The following is a 26,399-nucleotide window of genomic DNA, read 5'->3' on the forward strand; positions in this document are numbered from 1 at the left end:
GTCGCTGAGTGCTTCGCACTCTCTTTCGCCGACCACCGACAGTCTCCGCGTCCTCGCGCGGACACCCCTCAGGAGCATCACCGTGCGATACGCCCGCACCATCACCGACCTCGTCGGCAATACCCCTCTCGTCCGCCTGAACCGCGTCACCGACGGCGTCGCCGCGACCGTGCTCGCCAAGGTCGAGTACTTCAACCCCGGCGGGTCCTCGAAGGACCGCATCGCGGCCAACATCATCGATGCCGCGGAGCGCGACGGGATGCTGCAGCCCGGCGGCACCATCGTGGAACCCACGAGCGGCAACACCGGTGTCGGACTCGCGCTCGTCGCGCAGCAGCGGGGTTACCGCTGCGTCTTCGTCGTGCCCGACAAGGTCGCCGAAGACAAGCGGGCGGTGCTGCGCGCCTACGGCGCCGAGGTCGTCGTCACCCCGACCGACGTCGAGCCCACCGACCCCGAGTCGTACTACAGCGTGTCCGACCGCCTCGTCGCCGAGATCTCCGGTGCGTACAAGCCGAACCAGTACGCCAACCCCAACGGTCCGCGCAGCCACTACGAATCGACGGGGCCCGAGATCTGGCGCGACACCGACGGCACCGTCACGCACTTCGTCGCCGGCGTCGGTACCGGGGGCACGATCACGGGAACCGCGCGCTATCTCTGCGAAGCATCCGATCATGGCGTCCGCATCATCGGTGTCGACCCGGTCGGCTCCATCTACTCGGGCGGCCCGATCCACGGCTACGACGTCGAAGGGGTCGGTGAGGACTTCTGGCCCCCCGCCTACGACCCCTCCCTGGTCGACGAGATCCATCAGGTCTCCGACCCCGAGTCGTTCGCGATGACCCGCCGGCTCGCGCGCGAGGAGGGTCTGCTCGTCGGCGGCTCCAGCGGCATGGCCGTCGTGGGGGCGCTGCGCGTCGCGCGCGAGCTTCCGGCCGAAGCCGTCGTCGTCGTGATCCTCCCCGACCACGGACGCGGCTACCTCAGCAAGATCTTCGACGACGAGTGGATGGCTGCCCGAGGCCACACCGTCGACGACCCCCGCCCCACCGAATCGGAGACCCTCGCATGACCACGGAGAACCTACGCGGCTTCGACAGCCTCGCCGTCCACGCCGGCCAGCAGTTCGACCCCACCACCGGTGCCGTCATCCCGCCGGTGCACTTCTCGACGACGTTCGCGCAGGACGGCATCGGGGGGCTGCGCGAGGGATACGAGTACGGCCGGAGCGGCAACCCGACGCGCACCGCGCTGCAGACGCAACTGGCCGCGATCGAGGGCGGCGCGCACGCGCTCTCCTTCGCTTCGGGACTTGCCGCCGAAGACGCGCTGCTGCGCGCCGTGCTGCAGCCGGGCGACGAGGTGCTGCTGGGCGACGACGTGTACGGCGGCACCTACCGTCTGATCGCGCGCATCCTCGGACCGTGGGGGGTGAAGCTGCGCGTCGTCGACATGAGCGATGCGGCGGCCGTCGCCGCGGCGATCGCGGAACGCGCCCCGAAGGTGGTCTGGGTCGAGACGCCCAGCAACCCGCTCCTGCGGATCACCGACATCGCCGAGCTCGCTCGGGTGTCGCACGAGGCCGGGGCGCTCGTCGTCGTCGACAACACCTTCGCCTCGCCGGCGTTGCAGCGCCCGCTCTCACTCGGTGCCGACGTCGTCGTGCACTCGACGACGAAGTACCTCGGCGGACACTCCGACGTGGTCGGGGGCGCCCTCGTGATGAACGACGATGCGCTCGCCGAGAAGGCCGGGTTCCTGCAGTTCGCCGCGGGCGCGGTGTCGGGCCCGCTCGACGCCTGGCTGACCACGCGGGGCATCAAGACGCTCGGCATCCGCATGCAGCGCCACAGCGAGAACGGCCAGGCGGTCGCGGAGTACCTGGAGGGGCACGACCGGGTGGCGCGCGTCTACTATCCGGGGCTCGCCTCCCACCCCGGGCACGAGATCGCGGCCCGTCAGATGTCCGCCTTCGGCGGGATCGTGTCGCTCGCGCTGACCGATGGCGCCGCCGCGCGCCGCTTCGCGGAGTCGACGTCGCTCTTCACCCTCGCCGAGTCGCTCGGCGGTGTGGAGTCGCTGCTCAACTACCCCGACGCGATGACCCACGCCTCGGTGCGCGGCACCGAGCTCGCCGTACCCGAAGAGGTCGTGCGTCTCTCGGTCGGCATCGAGTCGCTGGACGACCTCCTCGCCGACCTCGACGCGGCGCTCGCCGCCGTCTGAGGCGGGAAGCGCGACGGATGCACGGTCAATCGGGCGCGGGCCGTCGCATCCGCCCCAGGGGATGACTTCCGTACCGCCGGTCGTGCACACGTCGCACGCCCGGCGGTCGGTCGGTCGGTCAGGTGTCGAGCGCGGCAGCCGCCGTGGCGCTCGACACCGGCACGAGCCGGGTGAGCTGGGTGACGTGGCGCGGCTCGAGTTCCGCGAGCGACGAGACGCCCAGGAGCGTCATGGTGCGCTCGATCTCGGACCGCAGGATCTGAATCGTGCGATCGACGCCCGCCCGACCGCCGGCCATCAGCCCGTAGAGGTAGGCGCGGCCGATGAGGGTGAACTTCGCGCCGAGGGCGATGGATGCGACGATGTCGGCCCCGTTCATGATGCCGGTGTCGACCATGACCGTGGCATCGCTGCCGACCTCGCGCACCACCTGCGGCAGCAGGTGGAACGGGATCGGGGCGCGGTCGAGCTGGCGACCCCCGTGGTTGGACAGGATGATCCCGTCGACGCCCGCGTCGATCAGTCGCTTGGCGTCCTCGACGTTCTGCACGCCCTTCACGACGAGCTTGCCGGGCCACATGCCGCGGATGATGTCGAGGTCGTCATAGCTGATGGTCGGATCCATCGCCGCGTTGAGCAGCTCACCGACCGTGCCACCCGTCGTCGAGAGGGAGGCGAACTCGAGCTTCGGGGTGGTGAGGAAATCGACCCACCACCACGGGCGGGGGATCGCGTTGACGATCGTGCCCACCGTCAGCTGCGGCGGGATCGAGAAACCGTTGCGCTTGTCGCGCAGGCGCGCGCCCGCGATGGGGGTGTCGACCGTGAACTGCAGGGTGTCGAAGCCGGCTTTCGCCGCCCGCTCGACGAGGCCGTAGGAGATGGCGCGGTCACGCATCACGTAGAGCTGGAACCAGTTCCGCCCGTGCGGGTTGGCAGCCTTGACGCCCTCGATGGAGGTCGTGCCGAGCGTGGAGAGGGTGAAGGGGATCCCGGCGGCTGCGGCAGCGGAGGCGCCGGCGCTCTCCCCCTCGGTCTGCATGAGCCGGGTGAACCCCGTCGGCGCGATCCCGAACGGCAGGGCGCTGGGCCCCCCGAGCACCGTGGTCGAGGTGTCGACCTCGGCCGCGGGGCGCAGCACGTCGGGGTGGAACTCGATATCCTGGAACGCCTGGCGCGCGCGGGCGAGCGAGAGTTCCCCCTCGGCCGCGCCGTCGGTGTAGTCGAAGGCGGCCTTCGGGGTGCGGCGCTTCGCGATCGCGCGGAGATCGGCGATCGTGAGGGCGGAGTCGAGTCGACGCCGCTTCAGGTTGAGGTCGGGCTTCTTGAACTGCATGAGCTCCAGGAGCTCACCGACCTGCGGTAGCTGGCGCGTGACCATGGTGCTTCCTTTCGTCCGCCCGGGGGGCGGTGCTCCAAGCGAGCGGTGTCTTCAGTTCGAGGGGGTGTAGCGGCGCGGCGGGAACGCCTGCGCGACAGCCGAACGGAGCGTCTCCAGCGAAGCATCCGGTCCGAACCATCCGTGCACGCGGGCCTGTACGAGCACGTTACCCAGGGCGGTCGCCTCCACGGGGCCGGCCAGCACGGGAAGGCCGGAACGGTCGGCGGTCGCCTGGCAGAGCAGCGCGTTGAGCGAGCCGCCGCCGACGAGGTGGATGACGTCGATGTCGCGGTCGGCGAGTTCGCCCGCGGTGCGGACGGCGCGGGCGAAGGCGGCGGCGATGCTCTCCACGATCAGCCGCACGAACTGCGCGCGCCCCTCCGGCAGCGGCGCCCCGGTGGCGTGGACCACGCCGGCGATACGCCCCGGCATGTCGCCGGGTGCGGAGAGCGCGGGGTCGTCGGCGTCGAAGACCGCGACCGGCGGGTCGACACGAGCGGCGGCGGCGAGCAGAGCAGGCAGGTCGATCGCGGCGCCGTCGTCCTTCTCCCACGTCCGAACGCTCTCGCTCAGCAGCCAGAGGCCCGTCACGTTGTGGAGGAACCGGATGCGGCCGTCGACACCGCCTTCGTTCGTGAAGTTCGCGGCGCGGGCGGCGTCCGACACGATCGGGCTGTCGAGTTCGACGCCGACGAGCCCCCACGTGCCGCAGGAGATGTAGGCGGCGTTCGGCGTCGACAGGGGCACAGCGACCACGGCGGAGGCGGTGTCGTGCGATCCCACGGCCAGCAGCTCGAGCGGCGCCCCGATCCGAGCCACGAGCCCGGGCGACAGCATCCCGAGCGAGGTTCCGGGCTCGACGAGCGGGGGGAGGACAGCGGCGGGGATGCCGAGGAGCTCGGCGAGTGCCCGGTCCCACTCCCCGGAGCGGACGTCGAGGAGTCCGGTGGTGGACGCGTTGGTGCGCTCCGCGCCGACGGCGCCGGTGAGCAGGTGGGCCACGAGGTCGGGGATGAGCAGGCTGACCTCCGCCTCCTCGAGGTGCCCGTCGGCCGCGTACTGGTAGAGGGTGTTGAACGGGAGATGCTGCAACCCGTTGCGCCGGTACAGCTCGTCGAACGGGAGCGCGGCGTGCACCGCGGCCACGCCTCGGGCGGTGCGGTCGTCGCGGTAGTGGAACGGCTCGGCGAGGAGCTCACCGCCGCGCAGCAGACCATAGTCGACCGCCCACGCATCGACGCCGGCGCTGGCCAGTGCGGGTTCTTGCCGCACCGCCTGGGCGAGGCCGTCGACCACGTGTTCGAAGAGCGCCGTGAAATCCCACCGCCAGCCGTCGGGCGTCGCGACCGGGCCGTTCGGGAACCGGGCGGCCGAGGTGAGCTCGAGCACCCCGGGCGCGACCCGCCCGATCATGACGCGCCCGCTGGTGGCTCCGAGATCGACCGCAGCGACGACCCCGCCCTGCGCGGCGGTCATCGCAGGAACGCCGCCGCGACGCCCGAGTCGACCGGAATGTGCAGGCCGGTGGTGCGGCTGAGTTCAGGGCCGGTCAACACGAAGACGGCGTCGGCCACGTTCTCGGGCACGACCTCGCGCTTGAGGATGGTGCGGTTCGCGTAGTACTGCCCGAGGTCCTCTTCCTTCACGCCGTAGGTGGCGGCGCGGTTCGCGCCCCAGCCCGAGGCGAAGATGCCGGATCCGCGCACGACGCCGTCGGGGTTGATGCCGTTCACGCGGATGCCGTGCTCGCCGAGTTCGACCGCGAGCAGACGCACCTGATGGGCCTGGTCGGCCTTCGTGGCGGAGTAGGCGATGTTGTTCGGACCGGCGAAGACGGAGTTCTTCGAGGAGATGTAGATGATGTCGCCGCCCATCTTCTGCGCGATGAGCGCACGCGCGGCGGCTTGGGAGACGAGGAAGGATCCCTTCGCCATGACGTCGTGCTGCAGGTCCCAGTCCTTCTCGGTGGTCTCCAGCAGCGGCTTCGACAGCGACAGTCCGGCGTTGTTCACCACGAGGTCGACGCCGCCGAACGCGAGGAGGGTGGCGTCGATCGCCGCCTGCACCGCCTCAGCATCCGCCACGTTCGCGGCCACGCCGATCGCGACGTCAGCTCCGCCGAGTTCGGCGGCCGCGGCCTGCGCCTTGGCGAGGTCGAGGTCGGCGACGACGACGCAGGCGCCCTCGGCGGCCAGCCGCGTGGCGATGGCCTTGCCGATACCGGAGGCCGCACCCGTGACGAAGGCGATGCGGCCCTGGTGGGTCTTCGGCTTCGGCATCCGCTGCAGCTTGGCCTCTTCCAGCGCCCAGTATTCGATGCGGAACTTCTCGGCGTCCGAGATGGGCGCATAGGTGGAGAGTGCCTCCGCGCCGCGCATGACGTTGATCGCGTTGAGGTAGAACTCGCCGGCGACGCGGGCCGTCTGCTTGTTCGCCCCGTAGGAGAACATGCCGACACCCGGCACGAGCACGATCAACGGGTCGGCCCCGCGGATCGCGGGGGAGTCGGATGTCGCGTGCGCGTCGTAGTACGCCTGGTAATCGGCGCGGTACTGCTCGTGCAGTTCGCCGAGGCGGGCGAGCTGCTCGTCGAGCGGAGCGGTCGCGGGCAGGTCGAGCAGGAGCGGCTTGATCTTCGTGCGCAGGAAGTGGTCGGGGCAGCTCGTCCCGAGGGCGGCGAGGGCCGGCGCCTTCTCGGAGGCGAGGAAGTCGAGCACCTCGGTCGCGTCGGTGAAGTGGCCGATCATGGGGCGATCGTGCGAGGCGATGCCGCGGATCGTTGCGGCGAGGGCGGCCGCCCGATCCCGGCGCTCGGACTCGGGAAGGGCTTCGAAGCCGGCGCGTACGCCGCCGAAGGGGTCGCTCTTGCCGTGCTCGGCGATGTAGCCCGCGGCGGTGTCGATGATCCAGAGCGAGTTCGCCTCGGCCTCGGCGGAGGTGTCGCCCCAGGCCGTGATGCCGTGACCGCCGAGGATCGTGCCGATGGCCTGCGGATGCTGCGCCTTGATCTCGGCGATGTCGAGGCCGAGCTGGAACCCGGGGCGGCGCCACGGCACCCAGACGACCTTCTCGCCGAAGATGACCGCCGTCAGCTGCTCGCCGTCCGCCGCGGTGGCGATCGCGATGCCGGAGTCGGGATGAAGGTGATCGACGTGTGCAGCATCCACCAGGGCGTGCATGGCGGTGTCGATCGAGGGAGCAGCGCCCCCCTTGCCGTGCAGCGTGTAATCGAACGCCGCGACCATCTCGTCCTCCCGCTCGACCCCCGGGTAGACGTCGACGAGGGCGCGCAGGCGATCGAGGCGCAGCACCGCGAGCCCGGCCTCCGTGAGCGTGCCGAGGTCGCCGCCCGAGCCCTTGACCCACATCAGCTCGACGGGCTCGCCCGTCACCGGGTCGGTGTCGGTGCCCTTCGCCGAGGTGTTGCCCCCGGCGTAGTTCGTGTTCCGCGGGTCGGCACCCAGGCGATTACTGCGGGCGATCAGCTCAGCGGCGGTCGGGTTGGTCATCTCGTGCGTCTCTCGGGGTCGTGTTTCACGTGTCGGTTCTCGGCCGTGAGCTGCTCCCCTGTCGCAAACTGCGGGTTCGACCCGCAGAACGTGACAGGGGAGCGGCGGGGGTCAGGCTCCCCAGCCCGCTTGCACGCCACCGACGCGGTCGGCGGCGATGCGCTGCTGGTATCCGGATGCTGCGTACGCGGCCATCGGGTCGGCGGGAAGCCCGCGCGCGGCCCGCCATTCGGCGAGGTCGGGGCGGACGTCGGTGTAGAAGGCGTCCATGAGCACCGCATTCGCACCGAGCACGTCGTTCGCCTCCTGCGCGGCGGCGAGGGCTTCGGTGTCGATCGAGAGCACCCGAGCGGTCATCTCCTGCACGTTCAGCACCGAACGGATCTGGCCCGGGATCTTCTCCTCGATGTTGTGGCACTGATCGAGCATGAAGACCACGTCGGGGTTGTCGAGCCCGCCGCCGCGGTTGACCTCGAAGAGGATCCGGAACAGTTGGAACGGATCGGCCGCGCCCACGATGAGATCATCGTCGGCGTAGAAGCGCGAGTTGAAGTCGAACGAGCCGAGCTTGCCGAGACGCTGCAGCTGCATCACGATGAACTCGATGTTCGTTCCCGGGGCGTGGTGGCCCGTGTCGAGGCACACCATGGCGCGCTCGCCGAGGGCGCTCACCTGGGCGTAGGAGGTTCCCCAGTCGGGAACGTCGGTGTGGTAGAAGGCCGGCTCGAAGAACTTGTACTCCAGCACGAGGCGCTGTTCGCCGGTCAACCGGGAGTAGATCTCCTGCAGCGAATCCTGCAGGCGGTCCTGGCGGGCGCGCAGGTCGCTCTGACCGGGGTAGTTCGATCCTTCAGCGAGCCAGATCTTGAGGTCGCGCGAGCCGGTCGCATCCATCACGTCGATGCACTCGAGGTGGTGGTCGATCGCTTTGCGGCGGATGCGGTCGTCGTGGTGGGTGAGCGCGCCGAACTTGTAGTCGTCGTCCTGGAACGTGTTCGAGTTGATGGTGCCGAGGCTCACGCCCAGGTCTTCCGCATGGCGGCGGAGGGCGGCGTAGTCGTCGACCTTGTCCCACGGGATGTGCAGGGCGACGCTCGGCGCGAGCGCCGTGACGCGGTTCACTTCGGCGGCGTCGGCGATCTTCTCGTACGGGTCGCGCGGCGTTCCCGGCGCGCTGAACACCTTGAACCGGGTGCCGGAGTTTCCGAAGGCCCACGAGGGCAGCTCGATGCCCTGAGCTTCGAGCTTGGTGTGAATCTCGGGAGAGAGGGTCATGCGCTTTCGCTTTCTGAGGGGACGATCTGGTCTTCGAGGTGGAACACCTCGGTGAGGGGGGTGGCGGCTTGATCGGGCCGGCCGTCGAGACCGACGAAGTAGGGCGCCATCTCGGCCTCCCAGTGCGTCGCGACGGGGGATGCTGCGAGGTAGGCCTGTGCTGCCTCGTCGTCGTCCGTTTCGTAGTAGCCGACGAGAAGGCCCTCGTCACCGAGGAAAAGCGTGTAATTGCGCCGGCCGGCCGCGGCGATCTCGGCCAGCATCGCGGGATCGACGGGAGTGTGCCGGCTCACGTAGTCGGCCAGCATGTCCGGCTTGACCCGCAGGGTGAAGCACACCCGAGTGGGCGAGGGCGAGGGGGTCATCGATATCTCTTCGTCGAGGAACGAGGGTGCATGAATCGTTTCACCAACACGGTATGTCATGATCCGGCGCAGCGTCAATAGGGGGTTGATACTGAGGGGGTTCTGTGTGTGTGCTGGACATACCCAAGAGGGAATGCGCGCCCGCGTAGTGTCCTCCACAAGCGGAGAAATCCGCCTGCCACCTCACCCCCAGCGAAGCCCCGGGCTCGCTGCCGAACGACAGGAGCCCCACCACGATGGCATCACCCGTCGCATCGACAACCGCCACCTCCACCATGGGTCCGGTGCGCCAGACCTACGCCTCCGCGAAGGACTTCCCGCCGGTCGCCAAGGCGTACACCCAGGTGTCGCAAGTGGTGAAGGAAACCGGGCTTCTCGCTCGGGCTCCGCGCTTCTACGCGCTCACGGGCCTCGCGATCGCCCTCGGATTCGGTGGCGCGATCACGGGCTTCATCCTGTTGGGCGACTCGTGGTTCCAGCTACTCATCGCGGCTGCCCTCGGCATCCTGTTCACGCAGGCCGCATTCATCTCGCACGAGGCCGCGCACAAGCAGATCTTCGCGTCGGGCAAGGCCAACGACCGCCTCGCGCGCATCATCGGCCCGGGCGTCGTCGGCATGAGCTACACCTGGTGGGACTCGAAGCACTCGCGCCACCACGCGAACCCGAACCGCGTGGGCAAGGACCCCGACATCGAGATCGACACGATCTCCTTCGTCGAGGAGGATGCCGCCAAGGCCAAGGGTCTCCTCAAGGTCATCACGCGCAAGCAGGGCTACCTGTTCTTCCCGCTGCTGACCCTCGAGGGCCTCAACCTGCACTTCCTCGGTATCAAGCACAACCTGCAGCGCGGACCGGTTCCGCGCCGCTGGGAAGAGCTGAGCCTGATCGTGCTGCGTCTGGCCATCGTGATCGTGCCGGTCTTCCTCTTCCTGCCCCTCGGCATGGCGTTCGCCTTCATGGGCGTGCAGCTCGCCGTCTTCGGCGTCTACATGGGCGCCGCGTTCGCGCCGAACCACAAGGGCATGCCGATCATCGCTCCCGATGCGCGCCTCGACTTCTTCAGCAAGCAGGTGCGCACGTCGCGTAACGTCCGCGGCGGCTGGTGGGCCACCGCCCTCATGGGCGGTCTCAACTACCAGGTCGAGCACCACCTCTTCCCGAGCATGGCGCGACCGCACCTCGCGAAGGCTCGCGAGATCGTCATCGAATACTGCAAGACCTTCGACGTGCCGTACACCGAGACGAGCCTCATCAAGTCGTACGGGATCGTCATCGAGTACCTCAACCGCGTCGGCCTCGCCGCCGGTGGAGACCCGTTCGACTGCCCCGCGGCCGCCTCAATGGGCGCGTACCGCAAGGCCTGATCCGGGTCAGTCGACCGGAACGGTCGACTGCCGCGGTACGAGCTCCGGCTGGTAACGGATGCTGCGCTGATGCGCAGCATCCGTTTCCGCGTTCAGGAGCATGTCCACGGCCGCGTATCCCATCGTCGCGGCAGGTTGCCTGACCGAAGTGAGGGGCACGACCGTGGCCGCGGCGAAGTCGATGTCGTCGTAGCCGACGAGGGCGATGTCGTCGGGCACACGTACGTTCGACATCATCGACAGGGCCTGCAGCACCCCCACGGCGAGCAGATCGTTGGCGGCGAAGACGGCGTCGGGGCGATCGGCGGGCGCGCGGCCGCGCAGCGCCTCGCCGGCCGCCCGACCGTGGAGCACGGTGAGGGCCGGCTGCTCGAGCACCTCCAGCGTCGCCCCCGACACCGTCGCGACCGCCTCACGGGCCCCTTCGAGGCGGTCGGCGACCTGCCGGGTGGTGCGGGGTCCCGCGACGAAGGCGAGGCGCCGCCGGCCGAGGGACAGGAGGTGGGATGCTGCCAGCCGCCCGCCCTCCTTGTCGTCGACCGCGACCCACGACAGCGCGAGGTCGTCGGCCTCACGGTCGACCAGCACCACGGGGGTGCCCGCCTCGGCGAGGCGGTGCAGGACCGTGTGGTCATCGCTCGCGGGGGTGATGAGCACGCCGTGCACCCGCTGCTCGAGGAAGAGTTCCAGAAGGCTGCTCTCGCGAGTCGGATCGCCGTCGCTCGTGACGATGAGCACCGCCATCCCGTCTTCCGCGGCGCGGCGTTCGGCCCCGCGGGCGACCTCGGCGAAGAACGGGTTGCCGATGTCGGGCACGACGAGGCCGATGCTGCGGCTGCGGCCGGCCCGCAGTTGGCGGGCGGCGTCGTTGCGCACGTACCCGAGTTCGACGATCGCTTCGCGCACCCGCGCGGCGACGTCGGGGGAGACGTTGTTGCGGTGGTTCAGCACGTTCGAGACGGTGCCGACGGAGACCCCGGCTCGCTCAGCGACATCCCGGATGTTCGCTGCCATCGTGGGTCCTTCCGATCTCGCACGACTGTAGCGCACGGCTCCGCGCGGCAGTCCGTCAACGTCGGCGGGATCTGACATCCTCGGCTCATCGCCAGAAGCGAAGGAGCCTACCCATGCGCGTCGCCGTGCCCACCGAAATCAAGAACAACGAGAACCGGGTCGCCCTGACACCGGCGGGCGCCGACGCGCTGGTGCGCCGCGGGCACGAGGTGATCCTGCAAGCCGGTGCGGGCCTCGGGAGCGGCTTCGGCGACGAGCTCTACACGGCGGCGGGGGCGCACCTGGTCGACACCGCAGCGGAGGCATGGTCGCGGGCCGACCTGCTGGTCAAGGTCAAGGAACCGATCGCCGCGGAATACCCGTACCTCCGCGACGACCTCACGCTCTTCACCTACCTGCACCTCGCGGCCGATCGGGCGTTGACCGATGCGCTGCTCGCGGCGGGGACGACCGCGGTCGCCTATGAGACCGTGCAGACCCCGGATCGCGCGCTGCCGCTGCTGGCGCCGATGAGCGAGGTGGCCGGGCGGTTGTCGATCGTCGTAGGCGCCGCCTCCCTGCTCCGCTTCGCGGGCGGGCGGGGGATGCTCCTGGGAGGCGTGCCCGGCACGCCGAAGGCGAAGGTCGTCGTCATCGGCGGCGGCGTGGCCGGAGAGCACGCGGCCGCCAACGCGCTCGGTCTCGGCGCCGAGGTGACGGTGATCGACATCTCACTTCCGAAGCTCCGACGGTTGGAGGAGCGCTTCGCGGGGGCGATCCAGACCCGCGCCTCGACCCGGTACGAGATCGCCGACCAGCTCGCCGACGCCGATTTGGTGATCGGGTCGGTCCTCATCCCCGGTGCCGCTGCCCCGAAGCTCGTCACCGACGACATGGTCGCCGGGATGAAGGCGGGATCGGTGCTCGTGGACATCGCGATCGACCAGGGCGGGTGCTTCGAGGGCTCGCATCCGACCACCCACGACGACCCGACGTTCGCAGTGCACGGGTCGCTCTACTACTGCGTGGCCAACATGCCCGGGGCTGTTCCGCACACCTCCACCCGCGCTCTCTGCAACGCGACGCTGCCCTACATCGGTGCGATCGCCGACCAGGGGTGGGATGCTGCCGCCGCGGCCGACTCGGCACTCGCCCGCGGGCTGAACGTGCGCGCGGGAGCGATCGTCAACGAGGGCGTCCGCGCGGCGTTCGGGCTGTGACGATGACCGAGGACTGGTGGAAGAGCGCGGTCGTCTACCAGGTCTATCCCCGCAGCTTCCAGGATTCCGACGGCGACGGGATCGGCGATCTCCGTGGCATCCTGTCCCGGCTCGACCACCTGCAACGTCTCGGGGTCGACGTCGTCTGGCTCTCCCCGATCTACCGGTCGCCGCAGGCCGACAACGGCTACGACATCAGCGACTACCAGGAGATCGACGCGGTGTTCGGCACCCTCGACGACTTCGACGCCCTCCTGGCGGCCGTGCACGCGCGCGGGATGAAACTCGTGATGGACCTGGTCGTCAACCACACCTCCGACGAGCACCCGTGGTTCGTCGAGTCGCGTTCGAGCCGTGACAGCCCCAAGCGCGACTGGTACTGGTGGCGCGATCCGCGCCCCGGCACCGTGCCCGGCCGGCCGGGCAGCGAGCCGACGAACTGGGAGTCGTTCTTCTCCGGGCCGACGTGGGAGTGGGACGCGAGCACCGGGCAGTACTACCTGCACCTGTTCGACCGCAAACAGCCGGATCTCAACTGGGAGAACCCCCAGGTGCGTGCGAGCGTGTACGCGATGATGCGCTGGTGGCTCGATCGCGGCGTCGACGGGTTCCGCATGGACGTCATCAACCTCATCTCCAAGCATCCCGAGCTCCCCGATGCGCCCGTACGCGAGGGGGCGCTGTACGGCGACGGGTTCGCCGCCTACTCCGCCGGCCCTCGACTGCACGAGTTCCTGCAGGAGATGCACCGGGAGGTGTTCGACGGGCGCACGGGGCTCATCACGGTCGGTGAGACGCCCGGGGTGACCACCGAGGAGGCGGTGCTCTTCACCGACCCCGCGCGCCGCGAGGTCGACATGGTCTTCCAGTTCGAGCACGTCGGTCTCGATCACGGACCGACGAGCAAGTTCGAGTTCCGCCGGCTCGAGCCCGGCGAGCTCGCCGCATCCTTCACCACCTGGCAGGACGCACTCGCCGAGGTCGGCTGGAACAGCCTGTACCTGGCGAACCACGACCAGGCCCGCGCGGTCAGCCGATTCGGCGATGACGGGCAGTGGTGGCGCGAATCGGCCACGGCGCTCGCGACGATCCTGCACCTGCAGCGCGGCACTCCCTACGTCTATCAGGGGGAGGAGATCGGGATGACGAACGTGCCTTTCGCCGCCCTCGAGGACTATCGCGACGTGGAGTCGCTGAATCACCACGCCGCCGAGGTCGCCGCCGGAAGAGACGCGGGCGAGGTGCTGAGCAGCCTCTCGAGCTTGAGCCGTGACAACGCGCGCACGCCGGTGCAGTGGGATGCGTCGCCCCAGGCCGGCTTCACCACGGGCACGCCGTGGATCGCGGTCAATCCGAACGCCGACCGCATCAACGCGGTGGCGCAGTACGACGTCGCAGGCTCCGTCTTCGAGCACTACCGCTCACTCATCGCGCTCCGTCACGAACGGCCGGTCGTCGCGCACGGCTCGTTCCGTCGCCTCGACGCGGGCGATGCCGCGGTCTTCGCCTTCGAGCGGGTGCTTGAAGGCGAGCGGATGCTGGTGATCGCCAACCTCTCCTCGACACCGCGCGACGTGCGGCTGGCCGACGAGGTTCACGCGTCGTGGGAGGGGGCATCTCTTGTGCTGTCGAACCTCCCGAACGGTGAGGCGTCGGTCGGGAGTGCTCTCTCCCCCTGGGAGGCGAACGTCTTCACGGCGTGAGGGGCTACCGCCTGCGCTGCCACCATCTCCGCGCCGGGGCGGGAGCGGCGGTGGGCGGCGCGGCCTGGCGTTCACGTCGGCGCGCGCGCCAGGCGGCGAGTTCCGCCTCGACCTCTCGTGTGGGCGTGACGACGGGCGGGCCGCCGAGCAACTGCCGCCGCGCCTCGATCACTCGGTGGTTGAAGTCGGCGAGCACCTCGCGCACGTCGTCCTCCCGCGAGAGAGCGTCGAGGCGTGCCTCCATCTCGCGGTGCTCGACCCGGAGTGCGAGGGCGGGGGGACCGAGTCCGCTCAGCTGCTCGGTGGCGATCTTGCGCCTGATCCACCAGTCCGGATCGTGCGAATCGGTGAGCCCGTCCAAGGGCTTGCCCGCGCCCGGGAGATCGTCGAAGTCGCCGCGGCGGATCGCCTGCTGCAGCGCGGTCTCGATGAAGGCGGCGCGCTGGGCCGCCGTCGGCGCACTCGTCCCCTGGTGCGACCCTGCTGGCGCCTCAGCATCCGCCGTCGACCCCTCGCCCCGGGCCGCGGCCTCGCGATCGCGCCGGTACTGGTCGGCTGCCTGTCGGGGATCGTCGCTCATCACGTGCCTTGCGGTGGAGTGTGTCGTGTCGCTCCGCGGCCGGGTCAGTGCGCCTGCGCGAGGCGGCTCAGCCGCTGCCGGGCGAAGTCCTGCGCGCGGGGGCCCGCGCCGAGGGCCCGCTGCGAGATCGCGAGCACGAGGCGGGTCGTGGTCACGACGGGCCACGGAGCCCGGCGCAATCCCAGCATGGCACGCCACCGTCGGGGGAGGGAGGCCACCGCCGCGGCGAACAGCACGCGGTAGGCGATGCCCATCGCTCCCGTGAAGGGGGGTGTGCGCAGGAAGCGCACGACCTCGTCGACCCGTTCGTCGCGGCGCAACTCGCCCCGGTCGAGGAAGCCGTCGAGCTGGGCCTGCAGTTCGGCTTCGCTCGTCGGGGGCGCGGGCACCCGCATGAGCTTGCCGGCGGTCGCCCACTCGGCCACGTACGCGTCGGCCCCGCCGGGGATGGGCGCACCCCACAGCTGGTGGCTGCGCAGGAACGCGTCGGCGAAGGCGAGGTGCACCCAGGTCACGAGGTCGGAGGCGTCTGCGGTGTAGCCGCGGGCCTCGCCGTCACCCGCGGTGTACTCGCCCTTCACGCGCGTGTGCAGGCGGCCGACACGGGCCGTTTCGCGTTGGGCCTGCTCGGTCGAGCCGTAGGTCACGCAGAGGATCCATCGCACGGTGCCCGTCAAGCGGCCGATCGGGTCTTCGCGATACCGCGACCAATCGTGCACCCCCGCGAGTGCGCCGGGGTGCAGCGCCTGCACGAGCAGCGCGCGGATGCCGGCGACGAGCGTTCCCATCCCGCCGTGCACGACCCAGGCGGCCCCGTCTTCGGCGAAGTACCCGGTGTCGTCGCCGTCGGCCAGCGCCCGCACCCAATCGGGGGTGCCGTTCGGATCGCCCGCCAGGGCCGTCAGCATCCGCTCGCGCAGGGTCTGGCGTGCCGCGCCGCCGCCCGCCCGCGCGTCGGGACGAGGAGGAGAGGACACCATGGGCTCCAGCCTGCCATCGCCGGGTGGGAGCCGCTCGAAGTTGGCACGGTGTCGAACGATCGAGCAGGGCGCGGCCGGGGGCGCGGGAGGACTACCGTGATCAGGATGAGCGAGCCGGATGACACCAGCCCCCGTCCCGCCGGGGTGCGGGAGGTCGCAGCTCACGCCGGGGTGTCGACGCAGACCGTCTCGCGCGTGCTGAACGGCCACGCCAACATCCGCTCCAGCACCCGCCAGCGGGTGCTGGAGGCGATCGAGGCGCTGGGCTACCGGGTGAACAACGCCGCTCGGTCGCTGGGCACACGCGAGTCGCGCACGATCGGGTTGATCGCCTCGGATGCGGCGCTGTACGGCCCCTCCGCCGGTATCGCCGCGGTGGAAGCCGCGGCGCGCGCGGCCGGGCGGTGGGTCGCCGCGGCCTACGCTCCGGCCGAGGACGAAGCATCCATGCTCGCCGCCCTCGAGCACCTCCGGGCGCAGGGCGTCGACGGCATCCTGCTCGTCGCCCCCCACGCCCGCACTCTGCAGACCCTCGTCGCAGCCGACCCGGGGCTTCCCGTGATCGCGCTGCACGGCGGCAGCGGCGCCGACCGGCAGGCCGCGGGCGTCGGCCTGGTCGTCGATCACCTCGTGCGGCTCGGGCACCGCCGCATCGCCGAGCTCGCCGGCCCCGACGACTGGCTCGAAGCCGCCGCGCGCAGCCGCGGATTGCGCTGGGCGCTCACCACGCACGACCTCACCGCGGTCGGTCGGTGGGAGGGCGATTGGAGCGCCGCCGCGGGGCACGTGCACGCCGAGGAGATCGCGGCCGCCGTCGCGCGCGACGACGGACCCACGGCGATCGTCGTCGCGAACGATCAGATGGCGCTGGGGCTGATTGCAGGCCTCCGTTCGCTCGGGGTCGAGGTGCCGGGAGATGTCAGCGTGTCGGGGTTCGACGACAACCCGGATGCAGCGTTCTACCGCCCCGCCCTCACCACGGTGCGCCTCGACATCGCCGGGGAGGCGCGCCAGTGCGTGGGTGCGGTGCTCGGCGATCTCGAACCGCCGACCCCCGAGGGCCCCGAGCTGATTCCCCGCGCGTCCACTGCCGCCCCGCGCTCCTGACCTCGCATCCCCCCGCTTGCGCCCCGTGCTTCGCACCCTCACGCGTCCAGAACGTACGTATTGGACGAAACCGCACGTTGTCGTACCCCCACATCGTGTGGTCTCGACGAGTGCGTACGTTCTCGACGGGTGGGGAGGTGGCGGGCGGATGCTGTTACCGGTAACATTTTCGGTGGCCGGACCACTTCGGCCGCCACGAGAACAATGGAGCTGCCCGTGAGCACTGCCGCCCCCGTCTTCACCCCCGAGGTCGAGGAGGCGATCGCCACCGTGCGCGACGACGTCGCCCGTCTGCACGGCGAGCTCGTGCGCTACGGCCTGGTCATCTGGACCGGCGGCAACGTCTCGGGCCGCGTGCCGGGCGCCGACCTCTTCGTGATCAAGCCCTCGGGTGTGGCGTACGACGACCTGGCCCCCGAGAACATGATCCTCTGCCACCTCGACGGCACCGTGGTGGCCGGCACCCCGGGTAGCGAACGCAGCCCCTCGAGCGACACCGCAGCGCACGCCTACGTGTACCGCAACATGCCCGACGTCGGCGGAGTCGTGCACACCCACTCGACCTACGCCGTCGCGTGGGCGGCGCGGGGTGAGGAGATCCCCTGCGTCATCACCGGTATGGCCGATGAATTCGGCGGCCCGATCCCGATCGGCCCCTTCGCGATCATCGGCGACGACTCGATCGGTCGCGGCATCGTCGACACCCTCACCGGCCACCGCTCGCGGGCCGTGCTGATGCAGAACCACGGCCCGTTCACGATCGGCGTTTCGGCGAAGGATGCTGTGAAGGCCGCCGTCATGTGCGAGGACGCCGCGCGCACCGTGCACATCGCCCGAGAGGCCGGCCCGCTGATCCCCATCCCGCAGGACAGGATCGACAGCCTCTACAACCGCTACCAGAACGTGTACGGCCAGAGCTCGGACGTCCGCCGATGAGCGCCGTCGCAGCACCCGCTGGCGCCGACGCGATCACGGCCGGCCGCGCAGCGCTCGGGATCGAGCTCGGCTCCACCCGCATCAAGGCGTGCCTCATCGATCCCGCCGACCCCGCCACCGTGCTGGCCGTCGGCAGCCACGAGTGGGAGAACCAGTTCGTCGACCGCGTCTGGACCTACTCCCTCGACGCGGTGTGGTCGGGGCTGCAAGCAGCCTTCGCCGACCTCGCCGCCGATGTTCAGCGTCGCTACGGCGTGGCGCTGACCTCGCTCGGCTCGATCGGGGTGTCCGCGATGATGCACGGCTACCTCGCGTTCGACGCCGAGGACGAGCTGCTCGTGCCGTTCCGCACCTGGCGCAACACCTCGACGGGGCCGGCCGCGGCCGAGCTGTCCGAGCTGTTCGGGGTGAACATCCCGCTGCGATGGTCGATCGCCCACCTCTACCAGGCGGTGCTCGACCACGAGCCGCACGTGTCGGAGGTGCGCTCCATCAACACCCTCGCCGGCTACGTGCACGCGCGCCTCACCGGGCGCCGGGTGCTCGGGGTGGGAGACGCGTCGGGGATGTTCCCGATCGACGCGGCGACCCGCGACTACGACGCCGCGTTGGCGGCCCGCTTCGACGACCTGCCCGCCGTGCGCGAGGCGGGGCTCACCCTCGCGGAGCTGCTGCCGAAGGTGCTCGTGGCGGGCGACGTCGCGGGCGAGCTGAGCGCCGAGGGCGCAGCCCTGTTGGATCCGACCGGCACGCTGGGGGCGGGCGCGGTCGCCGCCCCGCCCGAGGGCGACGCCGGTACCGGCATGGTCGCCACCCGTTCGGTCGCGCCGCGCACCGGCAACGTCAGTGCGGGTACGAGCATCTTCGCGATGGTCGTGCTCGAGAAGCCGCTGTCGAGCGCCCACCACGAACTCGACCTCGTCACCACGCCCGCCGGCGACCTCGTCGCGATGGTGCACTGCAACAACGGCGCCAGCGAACTCGCCGCGTGGGTGCAGCTGTTCACGCGCTTCGCCGCGGCCTCCGGAGCCACGATCGACGGCGCACCGGTCAGCACCGACGCCGCCTTCGAAGCGCTGTTCCGCGAAGCGCTCGACGGTGCGGCCGACGCGGGCGGTGTCCTCGCCTACAACCAGCTCGCGGGCGAGCCGATCGCCGGAGTCGACGAAGGCCGTCCGTTGGTCGTTCGCACGCCCGACAGCATCCTGAACCTGGGCAACTTCATGCGCGCCCAGCTCTACGGGGTCTTCGCCGCCCTCGCGCTCGGTATGCGCATCCTCGACGGCGAAGGGGTGGCGCTCGATCAGATGTTCGCGCACGGTGGCATGTTCCGCACCGCCGGGGTCGCCCAGCGCTTCCTCGCGGGTGCGCTCGCCGCCCCCGTCTCGGTCGCCGACACCGCCTCCGAGGGCGGGGCGTGGGGCATGGCGGTGCTCGCCGCCTACGCCGCGGACGATTCCGCCGTCGACCTCGACGCCTACCTCCGCGAACAGGTGTTCGCCGGGGCGCGCTTCGAGACCGTCCAGCCCGACCCGGCCGACGTCGCCGGGTTCACCCAGTACCTCCAGCGCTACCGCGCCGGCCTCGCGGTGGAACGCGCCGCCGGCGAAGCGCTCTGACTCTCCTCCCCTCCGACGCAGAAGGATTCACGATGACCCGTACCCCCTTGTCCACCTCGCTCGACGGCTACGAGGTCTGGTTCGTCACCGGCAGTCAGAACCTCTACGGCGAGGAGACGCTGCGCCAGGTCGCCGAGCAGTCCCAGGCGGTCGCCGCCGGGCTCGACTCCCTCCCGGTGAAGGTGGTCTGGAAGCCCGTCCTGAAGGATGCCGAGAGCATCCGCCGGTTCGCGCTCGAGGTCAACACCCGCGACGACGTCATCGGCGTCATCGCGTGGATGCACACCTTCAGCCCCGCCAAGATGTGGATCGCGGGGCTCGATGCGCTGCAGAAGCCGCTCCTCCACCTGCACACGCAGGCGAACGTCGAGCTGCCTTGGGCCGACATCGACTTCGACTTCATGAACCTCAACCAGGCCGCCCACGGTGACCGGGAGTTCGGGTACATCCAGACCCGCCTGGGGATCGCCCGCAAGACCGTCGTCGGCCACGTCTCCAACCCGCTGGTGCGCCAGCAGATCGAGGACTGGGAGCGCGCCGCGGCCGGTTGGGCAGCGGTGCGCTCGCTCAAGCTCGCGCGCTTCGGCGACAACATGCGCTATGTCGCCGTCACCGAGGGCGACAAGACCGAGGCCGAACTGCGCTTCGGGGTGCAGGTCAACACCTGGGGCGTCAATGAGTTGGCGGATGCTGTGGCTGCAGCATCCGACTCCGACGTCGACGCGCTCGTCGCCGAGTACGAGGAGCTCTACGACGTCGCCCCGGAACTGCGGGTCGGCGGCGAGCGGCACCAGTCGCTGCGCGACGGCGCGGCGATCGAGGTGGGCCTGCGCACCTTCCTCGAGGAGGGCGGCTTCGGCGCGTTCACGACGTCGTTCGAAGACCTCGGCGCGCTCAAGCAGCTGCCGGGGCTCGCGGTGCAGCGCCTCATGGCCGAGGGCTACGGGTTCGGCGCGGAGGGCGACTGGAAGACGGCGATCCTCGTCCGCGTCGCGAACGTGATGGGGTCGGGACTGCCGGGCGGGGCGAGCCTCATGGAGGACTACACCTACGACCTCGTGCCCGGCGCCGAGCGCATCCTCGGTGCCCACATGCTGGAGGTGTCGCCCTCGCTGACCACCAGCAAGCCGCGCCTCGAGATCCACCCGCTGGGTATCGGCGGCAAGGAGGACCCCGTGCGCCTGGTGTTCACCGCCGACCCCGGGCCCGCGCTCGTGGTCGCGATGAGCGACATGCGCGACCGGTTCCGCCTCGTGGCGAACGTGGTCGAGAACGTCGAGGCGCCCGACCTGCCGAACCTGCCCGTGGGGCGCGCGGTGTGGGTACCCCAGCCGGACTTCGCCACGTCCGCTGCCAGCTGGCTCGCGGCGGGCGCGGCTCACCACACGGTGATGACCACCGCGGTGGGCATCGAGGTGTTCCACGACTTCGCCGAGATCGCCAAGACCGAGCTCCTCGTCATCGACGACAGCACGACGGTGCGCGACTTCCAGCGCGAGCTGCGCTGGAACCAGGCCTACTACCGCCTGGCTCAGGGGCTCTGAGATGGCGCGCACCCCGGCTTCCGGACAGCAGCACGCGCTGCGGGCGGGCGATTACGAGGCGGTGGTGGCCGGCGTCGGCGCTTCGCTGCGTTCGCTGTCGCACCGCGGGCGCGATCTCGTCGTCCCGTTCGACGCCGACGAGGTGCGGCCGGGCTTCCGGGGCGCGACGCTGGCGCCCTGGCCGAACCGGATCGTCGACGGCCGCTACGTCTTCGCCGACGAGGAGTACCAGGTCGCGCTGACCGAGCCCGAGCGCGGTAACGCCCTCCACGGCCTGCTCGCCTGGACGGAGTACACCCCGATCGACAAGGGCCCGAGTCACGTGACCCTGGCCGCGACGATCGAGCCGCAGGTCGGCTATCCCTGGCGGGTCACCGTCGAGACGTCGTTCACCCTGTCGGCCGAGGGGCTGACCCAGACGGTCTCGGCGCGCAACGAGTCGGACACGCCCGCGCCGTGGGGGACGGGGCCCCACCCCTACCTCGTCGCCGGCCCCGGCCACGTCGATGACTGGACGCTCGCGCTCCCCGCGGCCGACGTGCTCGAAGTGACCCCCGACCGACTGATCCCCACGCGACTGTCGCCCGTCGACGTCGATGCCGAGCGCTTCGACTTCCGCGAGCCGCGCCGGCTCGGAGCGGTGCAGATCGATCACGCCTTCACGGCCTTGCACCGGGACGCGGATGATGTCGCGACCGTGAGGGTGACGAATGCTTCCGGCAGCGGCGTCGCTCTGCAGTGGGACGAGTCGTGCCCGTGGGTGCAGATCCACACGGCCGACGTCGACGGCGATCCCGCCACGCCCGGGTATCGGGCCGGCCTCGCCGTCGAGCCGATGACGTGCGCCCCCGACGCGTTCAACGCCGCGGCCTACGACTTCGACGCCGGACTCCAGCAGCTCAGCCCGGGCACGCAGCATCCGCCCGCCTCCTGGCGCATCTCGGCAATCGCCTGACGCCCGCCGGCGCTGTCACCGATGGCGCCGCTCAACGCCGAATGCACGGCCCGCGAACGTCGCGAAGCCGTGCATTCGCACGTCGGGCGTGCACTCGGCACGGGCCCGGGGTCAGTGGTCGTGGACGACCGTGGGCACCGTTCCGTCGTCGGTGAGCAGCACCGCGTCCTGCGTCGCGCCCAGCGCCGGGGTGACGATCACCGCGATGAAGGCGGCGGCCACGAGCATCCCCACGATGCCGTGCAGCGAACCGGTGTCACGCGGGCGGTCGACACCGCGACGAACGACTCCGGCGCAGGCCGCCCCCACGACCATGGTGAGCAGGGTCCCCGCGGCGACCGCGGCCACACTGGTGCGGGTCGGTGAGACAGCGAGGAGGGCGAACATCGTCAACACGCCGCCGGTCGCCCCCGCGAGGGCGATGCGGGCGATGACCAGCCGTGCGCTCGAGAGCGAGACGGCCCCCCACGCGAGCGTGAGCAACCCCAGCGTGGCGAGAACGACGCCGACCCCCCGGGCGAGTGGACCCGAATCCGCGGCCACGATGGCACCCGCTCCGAGAGCGGTCTGGATCAGCCCGGCGCCCCACGCGGCGAGCGTCGGCCAGGAGCCGGTGAAACGGACGGGCCGAGCGGCCGTGTCAACGCGAGGCGCTGACACGGCCGCCGGGATGTGTTGTTGCACGACCACGGTGTCGATGTTCCGATCAGACCGCTGCGCGACGCGGGACGTTCTTGTCCGCGGCGAGGGCGACACCGAGCAGGATGACCGCGCTGCCGAGGTGCAGGAAGTGGTCGGCGGCGTTCAACGCGAGGATGTTGGCGGCGGTACCGACCAGGAAGAAGCCCACGATGCCCAGCAGCAGGTAGACGGCGCCGACGGTCAGGTTGACGCTCTTGGCGGCCCGCACGTTGGCGAGGCCGGCGATGAGCAGCGCGGCGCCGATCAGGAGGTGCGCGATGTTGTGCAGCGGGTTCACCTCGAAGATGCCGAGGAGCAGGCCACCCTCGGTGGCGATGAAGCCGACGCCGCCGGTCGCGGCGAAGCCGAGCAGACCGACGAGCAGGTAGACGGCGCCGAAGATGGTGGCGACGAGACGATTCGGTGACGAGCCCATGAGGACCTCCGTGATTGGGGACGCAGCAGTGTGCGGCATCTGGTGGTGTTTCGTTCTACAGCGCAGAACGGATTGGGCGGTTTCCCAGGTTCGGGGTCGGCGCGGGCGCGGACACGGGGGTTGCGGCGGCGGCAGCCAGCCGATAGGCGCGCGCGACCTGGCACACTCGAACCATGCGGTTCGACACGAGGCTCCTGTTGCAGGGCAAGAACACCGGGATCGAGGTCCCGCCCGAGATCCTCACCGAGCTGGGCGGGGGCAAGCGTCCGGCCGTGCGGGTCGTCGTGAACGGCTTCGCCTTCCGAAGCACGGTCGGTGCGATGGGCGGTCGAGCGCTGATTCCCTTCTCGGCCGACAAGCGCGCCCAGACAGGGCTCGCCGGGGGAGACCCCATCTCGGTCGAGATCTCGCTGGACGACGCGCCACGGGAGGTCGCGGTTCCCGACGATCTCGCGGCAGCGCTCGCCGCGCTCGACGTGCGGGAGGCGTTCGAGGCCCTCTCTCCGAGCGCCCGCAAAGCGCAGGTGGCGGAGGTCGAAGGCGCAGTGGGCTCGGCGACCCGCACGCGGCGGATCGCGCGGATCGCCGCGAAGCTGCTGCCTTAGCCGCGTTCGACCCCGTCGCGTTCAACCCGGTCGCCGGGCGCTAGCCTCGAAGACGGAGGAGGTGCCGTGGAGACGATGTCGGATGCTGTCGCCGAGGGCGTCTCCATCGCGCTGGCGGCGGCGAGGCTGAGCGTGCGCAATCGCATCCTCGTCGAGACGATCTCCGGGGGCGGGCAGTTCGACCCCGAGGTGTTCGCCGAGGTCGTCCGCGAGACGTTGCACACGCTCGCGGAGGAGCAGACCCGGGCGGCCGAGCGGGCGAAACGCCTGCGCCGAGGCGCGTGGGGGAAGTTCTCCACGTCGTCGGGCACCCACGACTACCGCGACCGTGACACCGCGAACCTGCGCCGCCGACGTAAGCAGTACCTCGGCGTCGCGAAGGAACTGCGCGAACGCGCCGATGACCCCGAGCGCGTCGCCGAGTTGTTGGAAAGCGCCCGCGACGCGGCGTGGGGTGATGTGGAGGCCAACCTGCAGCGGCGCCTCAAGGTCGAGGCGATGACGCCGGAGGCCGATCCGGAGTACGAGACGATGCGGAAGGCGCGGATGGATGCCTTGCGCATGATCGATCTGGCTCGCCTCGCCTCGCAGGCGAAACGACGGGCGCAGAACTCCGCCGACTGACGGCTCAGCGGCCGAGCGCTGCGGGCCTCGGTATGTCGATCTCCTCGAGGAGGTCGGCGAGTCTCCGGTCCAGCTCACGGCCGGCCTGGGTGAGTTTGTTCAGACCGAAGCTGGTGAGCTGGGAACTCGGCTGGTCGAAGGTCAGCGCGACGTGATCGGCGCGCGAGGCCAGCAGCATCCGCAGTGGCAGATAGACGAGAGCGCTCGGCTCGAGACGATGGATGCGTCCGGCCGCCGCCCAGTCGAGGACCGCGTACGAGACGGCGGCCGCAGTCCCGCCGGCCACGCCCAGCACCCGTCCCAGGTCATCCGTCGCGACGCGCACGAATCCGTTCGGCGCCTCCCAGGCGAGCCCGCGGATGAAGTCCTCCCACGCCACCCGGCCGCTCACCACGGCGTCGAGGTCGGCGGGGTCGAGGGTAGGAACGGCCGTCTCGAAGCGGGCCCTCACCTCGTCGAACGGAGCGGAGACGCGCACGGTGATGCGTGTCGCCTCGTAGGCGACGGTGTCGTCGGTGCTGCGGTAACTCACTCGGACATGCTTTCAGAGCGGTGCTCGCGCGTGGGCGGGCAGAGAAAAAGCCCCGGCCCGCTTTCGCGGAGCCGGGGCAGTCACTGTCTCAACACAGTGTGCGCCCGAAGGGACTCGAACCCCCAACCTTCTGATCCGTAGTCAGATGCTCTATCCATTGAGCTACGGGCGCGCGGCCCCCAACACGAAACGGTGCGGAGGCCTTGGACTACATTACCCCACGACAGACCTGCCCGCGAATCGAGGACGGCCCGCTCAATCGTGGCGGGGGAAGCCGAGGTTCACACCCGCGTGCGAGGGATCGAGCCACCGCGAGGTGACGGCCTTCTCCTGGGTGAAGAAGTCGAAACCGTGCGTGCCGTAGGCCTTCGCATCGCCGAAGAGCGACGCTTTCCAGCCCCCGAACGAGTGGTACGCCACCGGCACCGGGATCGGCACGTTCACCCCGATCATGCCGACCTGCACCTCGTGCTGGAACCGCCGAGCAGCTCCGCCGTCGTTCGTGAAGATCGCGGTGCCGTTGCCGAACGCGCCCGAGTTGATCAGCGCGAGACCCTCCTCGTACCCCACGACGCGTACGACCGACAGCACCGGGCCGAAGATCTCCTCCCGGTAGGCAGCGGACGAGGTGGGCACGCGGTCGAGCAGGGTGGGTCCCAGCCAGAAACCGTTCGGGTCGCCGTCGACCTCGATGCCGCGACCGTCGACCACCACGTCGGCTCCGTCGCCGGCGGCGACCTCGACGTAGGAGGCCACCTTGTCGCGGTGCGCACCCGTCACCAGCGGTCCCATGTCGGTCCCGCGCGTGCCGTCGCCGACGCTGAGGCGGGCCATGCGCTCGCGGATCTTCTCGATCAGAGCGTCGGCCACCGAGTCGACCGCGAGCACCACCGATACGGCCATGCAGCGTTCGCCGGCCGACCCGAAGCCGGCGTTGACGGCAGCATCCGCCGTCAGATCCAGGTCGGCGTCGGGCAGCACGAGCATGTGGTTCTTCGCTCCGCCGAGGGCCTGCACGCGCTTGCCGAGGCGCGTCGCGGTCTCGTAGACGTAGCGGGCGATGGGCGTGGAACCCACGAACGAGATCGCGCGCACGTCGGGGTGCTCGAGCAGGGCGTCCACGGCCGTCTTGTCGCCGTGGACGACGGAGAACACCCCGTCGGGCAGCCCCGCCTCCTTCAGGCGCTCGGCCATCCAGATCGCGGCCGAGGGGTCCTTCTCGCTGGGCTTCAGCACGACGGCGTTGCCCGCGGCGATCGCGAGCGGGAAGAACCACATCGGCACCATCGCCGGAAAGTTGAACGGGCTGATGATGCCGACCACGCCGAGGGGCTGGCGGAGCGTGTACACGTCGATGCCGGTCGACACGTTCTCCGAGTAGGCGCCCTTGCTGAGTGGACCGACGCCACAGGCGAACTCGATCACCTCGAGCCCGCGGGCGATCTCGCCGTGGGCGTCGGCGGTGACCTTGCCGTGCTCGGAGGTCAGCAGGGCGGCGAGCTCGTCCTTGCGGGCGTTGACGATCTCACGGAAAGCGAAGAGCACCTGCGTGCGCTTGGAGATGCTCGCCTCCCGCCAGAGCGCCGCGCCGCGCACGGCCGAGGCGACAGCATCCGCCACGTCGTCGACGGAGGCGAAGCGCACGTGCTTCTGCACGACGCCCCGCGCGGGGTCGAACACGTCACCCGTGCGCTCCGAGGAGCCCGCCCAGGGGGCGCCATCGACCCAGTGATCGAGCAGCGGGAGGTCGGTCATAGT

24 protein-coding genes and 1 tRNA gene are annotated in these 26,399 nt (G+C 70.4%); 12 read left to right on the plus strand and 13 right to left on the minus strand.

Features of this window, described 5'->3' with window-relative positions; genetic code table 11:
• Nucleotides 1-82: 82 nt before the first annotated feature.
• Together ACFXP5_RS12045 and ACFXP5_RS12050 are read left to right on the plus strand one after the other, a co-directional pair.
• On the plus strand, nucleotides 83-1,075 hold the full coding sequence (locus ACFXP5_RS12045; protein ID WP_394544788.1) for a pyridoxal-phosphate dependent enzyme: 993 nt from the start codon (nucleotides 83-85) through the stop codon (nucleotides 1,073-1,075).
• Entirely contained in the window at nucleotides 1,072-2,229 is a 1,158-nt protein-coding gene (locus ACFXP5_RS12050) for a cystathionine gamma-synthase (protein ID WP_394544789.1), read from the plus strand. Before ACFXP5_RS12045 ends, ACFXP5_RS12050 begins: the two co-directional genes overlap by 4 nt.
• Before the next feature lie 118 nt (nucleotides 2,230-2,347).
• Here ACFXP5_RS12050 and ACFXP5_RS12055 read toward each other — a convergent pair whose 3' ends face one another.
• The 5 genes from ACFXP5_RS12055 to ACFXP5_RS12075 all read right to left on the minus strand — a co-directional run bounded on the left by ACFXP5_RS12055 (nucleotide 2,348) and on the right by ACFXP5_RS12075 (nucleotide 8,759).
• Entirely contained in the window at nucleotides 2,348-3,610 is a 1,263-nt protein-coding gene (locus tag ACFXP5_RS12055) for an alpha-hydroxy acid oxidase (RefSeq protein WP_394544790.1), read from the minus strand.
• Nucleotides 3,611-3,661: 51 nt separating this feature from the next.
• The gene (locus ACFXP5_RS12060) at nucleotides 3,662-5,086 is read right to left on the minus strand and encodes a rhamnulokinase (RefSeq protein WP_394544791.1); all 1,425 of its coding nucleotides are present in this window, start codon (nucleotides 5,084-5,086) and stop codon (nucleotides 3,662-3,664) included.
• Entirely contained in the window at nucleotides 5,083-7,119 is a 2,037-nt protein-coding gene (locus ACFXP5_RS12065; protein ID WP_394544792.1) for a bifunctional aldolase/short-chain dehydrogenase, read from the minus strand. The genes ACFXP5_RS12060 and ACFXP5_RS12065 overlap by 4 nt, the downstream gene beginning before the upstream one ends.
• Before the next feature lie 111 nt (nucleotides 7,120-7,230).
• Nucleotides 7,231-8,394 (minus strand): L-rhamnose isomerase, encoded by a 1,164-nt coding sequence (gene rhaI, locus ACFXP5_RS12070; protein ID WP_394544793.1) that lies wholly within the window; start codon nucleotides 8,392-8,394, stop codon nucleotides 7,231-7,233.
• Nucleotides 8,391-8,759 carry an L-rhamnose mutarotase gene (locus ACFXP5_RS12075; RefSeq protein WP_394544794.1) on the minus strand — a complete coding sequence of 123 codons (369 nt, stop codon included), beginning with the start codon at nucleotides 8,757-8,759 and terminating at the stop codon, nucleotides 8,391-8,393. The genes rhaI and ACFXP5_RS12075 overlap by 4 nt, the downstream gene beginning before the upstream one ends.
• Before the next feature lie 236 nt (nucleotides 8,760-8,995).
• Here ACFXP5_RS12075 and ACFXP5_RS12080 point away from each other — a divergent pair, with 236 nt between their 5' ends.
• The gene (locus tag ACFXP5_RS12080; protein WP_394528367.1) at nucleotides 8,996-10,126 is read left to right on the plus strand and encodes a fatty acid desaturase family protein; all 1,131 of its coding nucleotides are present in this window, start codon (nucleotides 8,996-8,998) and stop codon (nucleotides 10,124-10,126) included.
• 6 nt (nucleotides 10,127-10,132) lie between these two features.
• Here ACFXP5_RS12080 and ACFXP5_RS12085 read toward each other — a convergent pair whose 3' ends face one another.
• On the minus strand, nucleotides 10,133-11,140 hold the full coding sequence (locus tag ACFXP5_RS12085; protein WP_394528366.1) for a LacI family DNA-binding transcriptional regulator: 1,008 nt from the start codon (nucleotides 11,138-11,140) through the stop codon (nucleotides 10,133-10,135).
• A gap of 113 nt (nucleotides 11,141-11,253) precedes the next feature.
• Here ACFXP5_RS12085 and ald point away from each other — a divergent pair, with 113 nt between their 5' ends.
• Together ald and ACFXP5_RS12095 are read left to right on the plus strand one after the other, a co-directional pair.
• Nucleotides 11,254-12,339 (plus strand): alanine dehydrogenase, encoded by a 1,086-nt coding sequence (gene ald / locus ACFXP5_RS12090; protein WP_394544795.1) that lies wholly within the window; start codon nucleotides 11,254-11,256, stop codon nucleotides 12,337-12,339.
• Nucleotides 12,340-12,341: 2 nt separating this feature from the next.
• Nucleotides 12,342-14,042 carry an alpha-glucosidase gene (locus tag ACFXP5_RS12095; protein ID WP_394544796.1) on the plus strand — a complete coding sequence of 567 codons (1,701 nt, stop codon included), beginning with the start codon at nucleotides 12,342-12,344 and terminating at the stop codon, nucleotides 14,040-14,042.
• 4 nt (nucleotides 14,043-14,046) lie between these two features.
• Here the strand turns inward: ACFXP5_RS12095 and ACFXP5_RS12100 are convergent, their stop codons facing one another.
• Entirely contained in the window at nucleotides 14,047-14,622 is a 576-nt protein-coding gene (locus ACFXP5_RS12100; protein ID WP_394544797.1) for a DnaJ family domain-containing protein, read from the minus strand.
• Nucleotides 14,623-14,666: 44 nt separating this feature from the next.
• Nucleotides 14,667-15,602, minus strand: coding sequence for an oxygenase MpaB family protein (locus ACFXP5_RS12105; RefSeq protein WP_394544798.1), 936 nt, complete (start codon nucleotides 15,600-15,602; stop codon nucleotides 14,667-14,669).
• Between the two features lie 105 nt (nucleotides 15,603-15,707).
• On the opposite strand from ACFXP5_RS12105, the gene ACFXP5_RS12110 reads away from it, so the two are divergent.
• From ACFXP5_RS12110 to ACFXP5_RS12130, 5 genes are all read left to right on the plus strand, one after another.
• Entirely contained in the window at nucleotides 15,708-16,709 is a 1,002-nt protein-coding gene (locus ACFXP5_RS12110) for a LacI family DNA-binding transcriptional regulator (protein ID WP_394544799.1), read from the plus strand.
• 204 nt (nucleotides 16,710-16,913) lie between these two features.
• Nucleotides 16,914-17,645 (plus strand): L-ribulose-5-phosphate 4-epimerase, encoded by a 732-nt coding sequence (locus tag ACFXP5_RS12115; RefSeq protein WP_394544800.1) that lies wholly within the window; start codon nucleotides 16,914-16,916, stop codon nucleotides 17,643-17,645.
• Nucleotides 17,642-19,264, plus strand: coding sequence for a xylulokinase (locus ACFXP5_RS12120; protein WP_394544801.1), 1,623 nt, complete (start codon nucleotides 17,642-17,644; stop codon nucleotides 19,262-19,264). Before ACFXP5_RS12115 ends, ACFXP5_RS12120 begins: the two co-directional genes overlap by 4 nt.
• A gap of 32 nt (nucleotides 19,265-19,296) precedes the next feature.
• Entirely contained in the window at nucleotides 19,297-20,808 is a 1,512-nt protein-coding gene (gene araA, locus ACFXP5_RS12125) for an L-arabinose isomerase (RefSeq protein ID WP_394544802.1), read from the plus strand.
• 1 nt (nucleotide 20,809) lies between these two features.
• Nucleotides 20,810-21,763, plus strand: coding sequence for an aldose 1-epimerase family protein (locus ACFXP5_RS12130; protein ID WP_394544803.1), 954 nt, complete (start codon nucleotides 20,810-20,812; stop codon nucleotides 21,761-21,763).
• A gap of 111 nt (nucleotides 21,764-21,874) precedes the next feature.
• On the opposite strand, the gene ACFXP5_RS12135 is transcribed toward ACFXP5_RS12130, so the two are convergent.
• Both ACFXP5_RS12135 and ACFXP5_RS12140 read right to left on the minus strand, forming a co-directional pair.
• On the minus strand, nucleotides 21,875-22,453 hold the full coding sequence (locus ACFXP5_RS12135; protein WP_394544804.1) for a hypothetical protein: 579 nt from the start codon (nucleotides 22,451-22,453) through the stop codon (nucleotides 21,875-21,877).
• A 16-nt stretch (nucleotides 22,454-22,469) separates the two neighbouring features.
• Nucleotides 22,470-22,880 (minus strand): DUF4383 domain-containing protein, encoded by a 411-nt coding sequence (locus tag ACFXP5_RS12140; RefSeq protein WP_394528355.1) that lies wholly within the window; start codon nucleotides 22,878-22,880, stop codon nucleotides 22,470-22,472.
• 173 nt (nucleotides 22,881-23,053) lie between these two features.
• Between ACFXP5_RS12140 and ACFXP5_RS12145 the strand changes: the two genes are divergently transcribed.
• Together ACFXP5_RS12145 and ACFXP5_RS12150 are read left to right on the plus strand one after the other, a co-directional pair.
• Nucleotides 23,054-23,485, plus strand: coding sequence for a YdeI/OmpD-associated family protein (locus tag ACFXP5_RS12145; RefSeq protein ID WP_394544805.1), 432 nt, complete (start codon nucleotides 23,054-23,056; stop codon nucleotides 23,483-23,485).
• Between the two features lie 75 nt (nucleotides 23,486-23,560).
• The gene (locus ACFXP5_RS12150) at nucleotides 23,561-24,109 is read left to right on the plus strand and encodes an asparagine synthase (RefSeq protein WP_394528675.1); all 549 of its coding nucleotides are present in this window, start codon (nucleotides 23,561-23,563) and stop codon (nucleotides 24,107-24,109) included.
• Nucleotides 24,110-24,113: 4 nt separating this feature from the next.
• On the opposite strand, the gene ACFXP5_RS12155 is transcribed toward ACFXP5_RS12150, so the two are convergent.
• The 3 genes from ACFXP5_RS12155 to ACFXP5_RS12165 all read right to left on the minus strand — a co-directional run bounded on the left by ACFXP5_RS12155 (nucleotide 24,114) and on the right by ACFXP5_RS12165 (nucleotide 26,396).
• Nucleotides 24,114-24,641 carry a hypothetical protein gene (locus ACFXP5_RS12155; protein ID WP_394544806.1) on the minus strand — a complete coding sequence of 176 codons (528 nt, stop codon included), beginning with the start codon at nucleotides 24,639-24,641 and terminating at the stop codon, nucleotides 24,114-24,116.
• A 99-nt stretch (nucleotides 24,642-24,740) separates the two neighbouring features.
• Nucleotides 24,741-24,813, minus strand: a tRNA-Arg gene (locus ACFXP5_RS12160).
• An 83-nt stretch (nucleotides 24,814-24,896) separates the two neighbouring features.
• The gene (locus ACFXP5_RS12165; RefSeq protein WP_394544807.1) at nucleotides 24,897-26,396 is read right to left on the minus strand and encodes a CoA-acylating methylmalonate-semialdehyde dehydrogenase; all 1,500 of its coding nucleotides are present in this window, start codon (nucleotides 26,394-26,396) and stop codon (nucleotides 24,897-24,899) included.
• Between the last annotated feature and the right edge of the window lie 3 nt (nucleotides 26,397-26,399).

Origin of the sequence: Microbacterium hanjuni (assembly GCF_043556395.1) — a bacterium.
Lineage (GTDB): Bacteria > Actinomycetota > Actinomycetes > Actinomycetales > Microbacteriaceae > Microbacterium.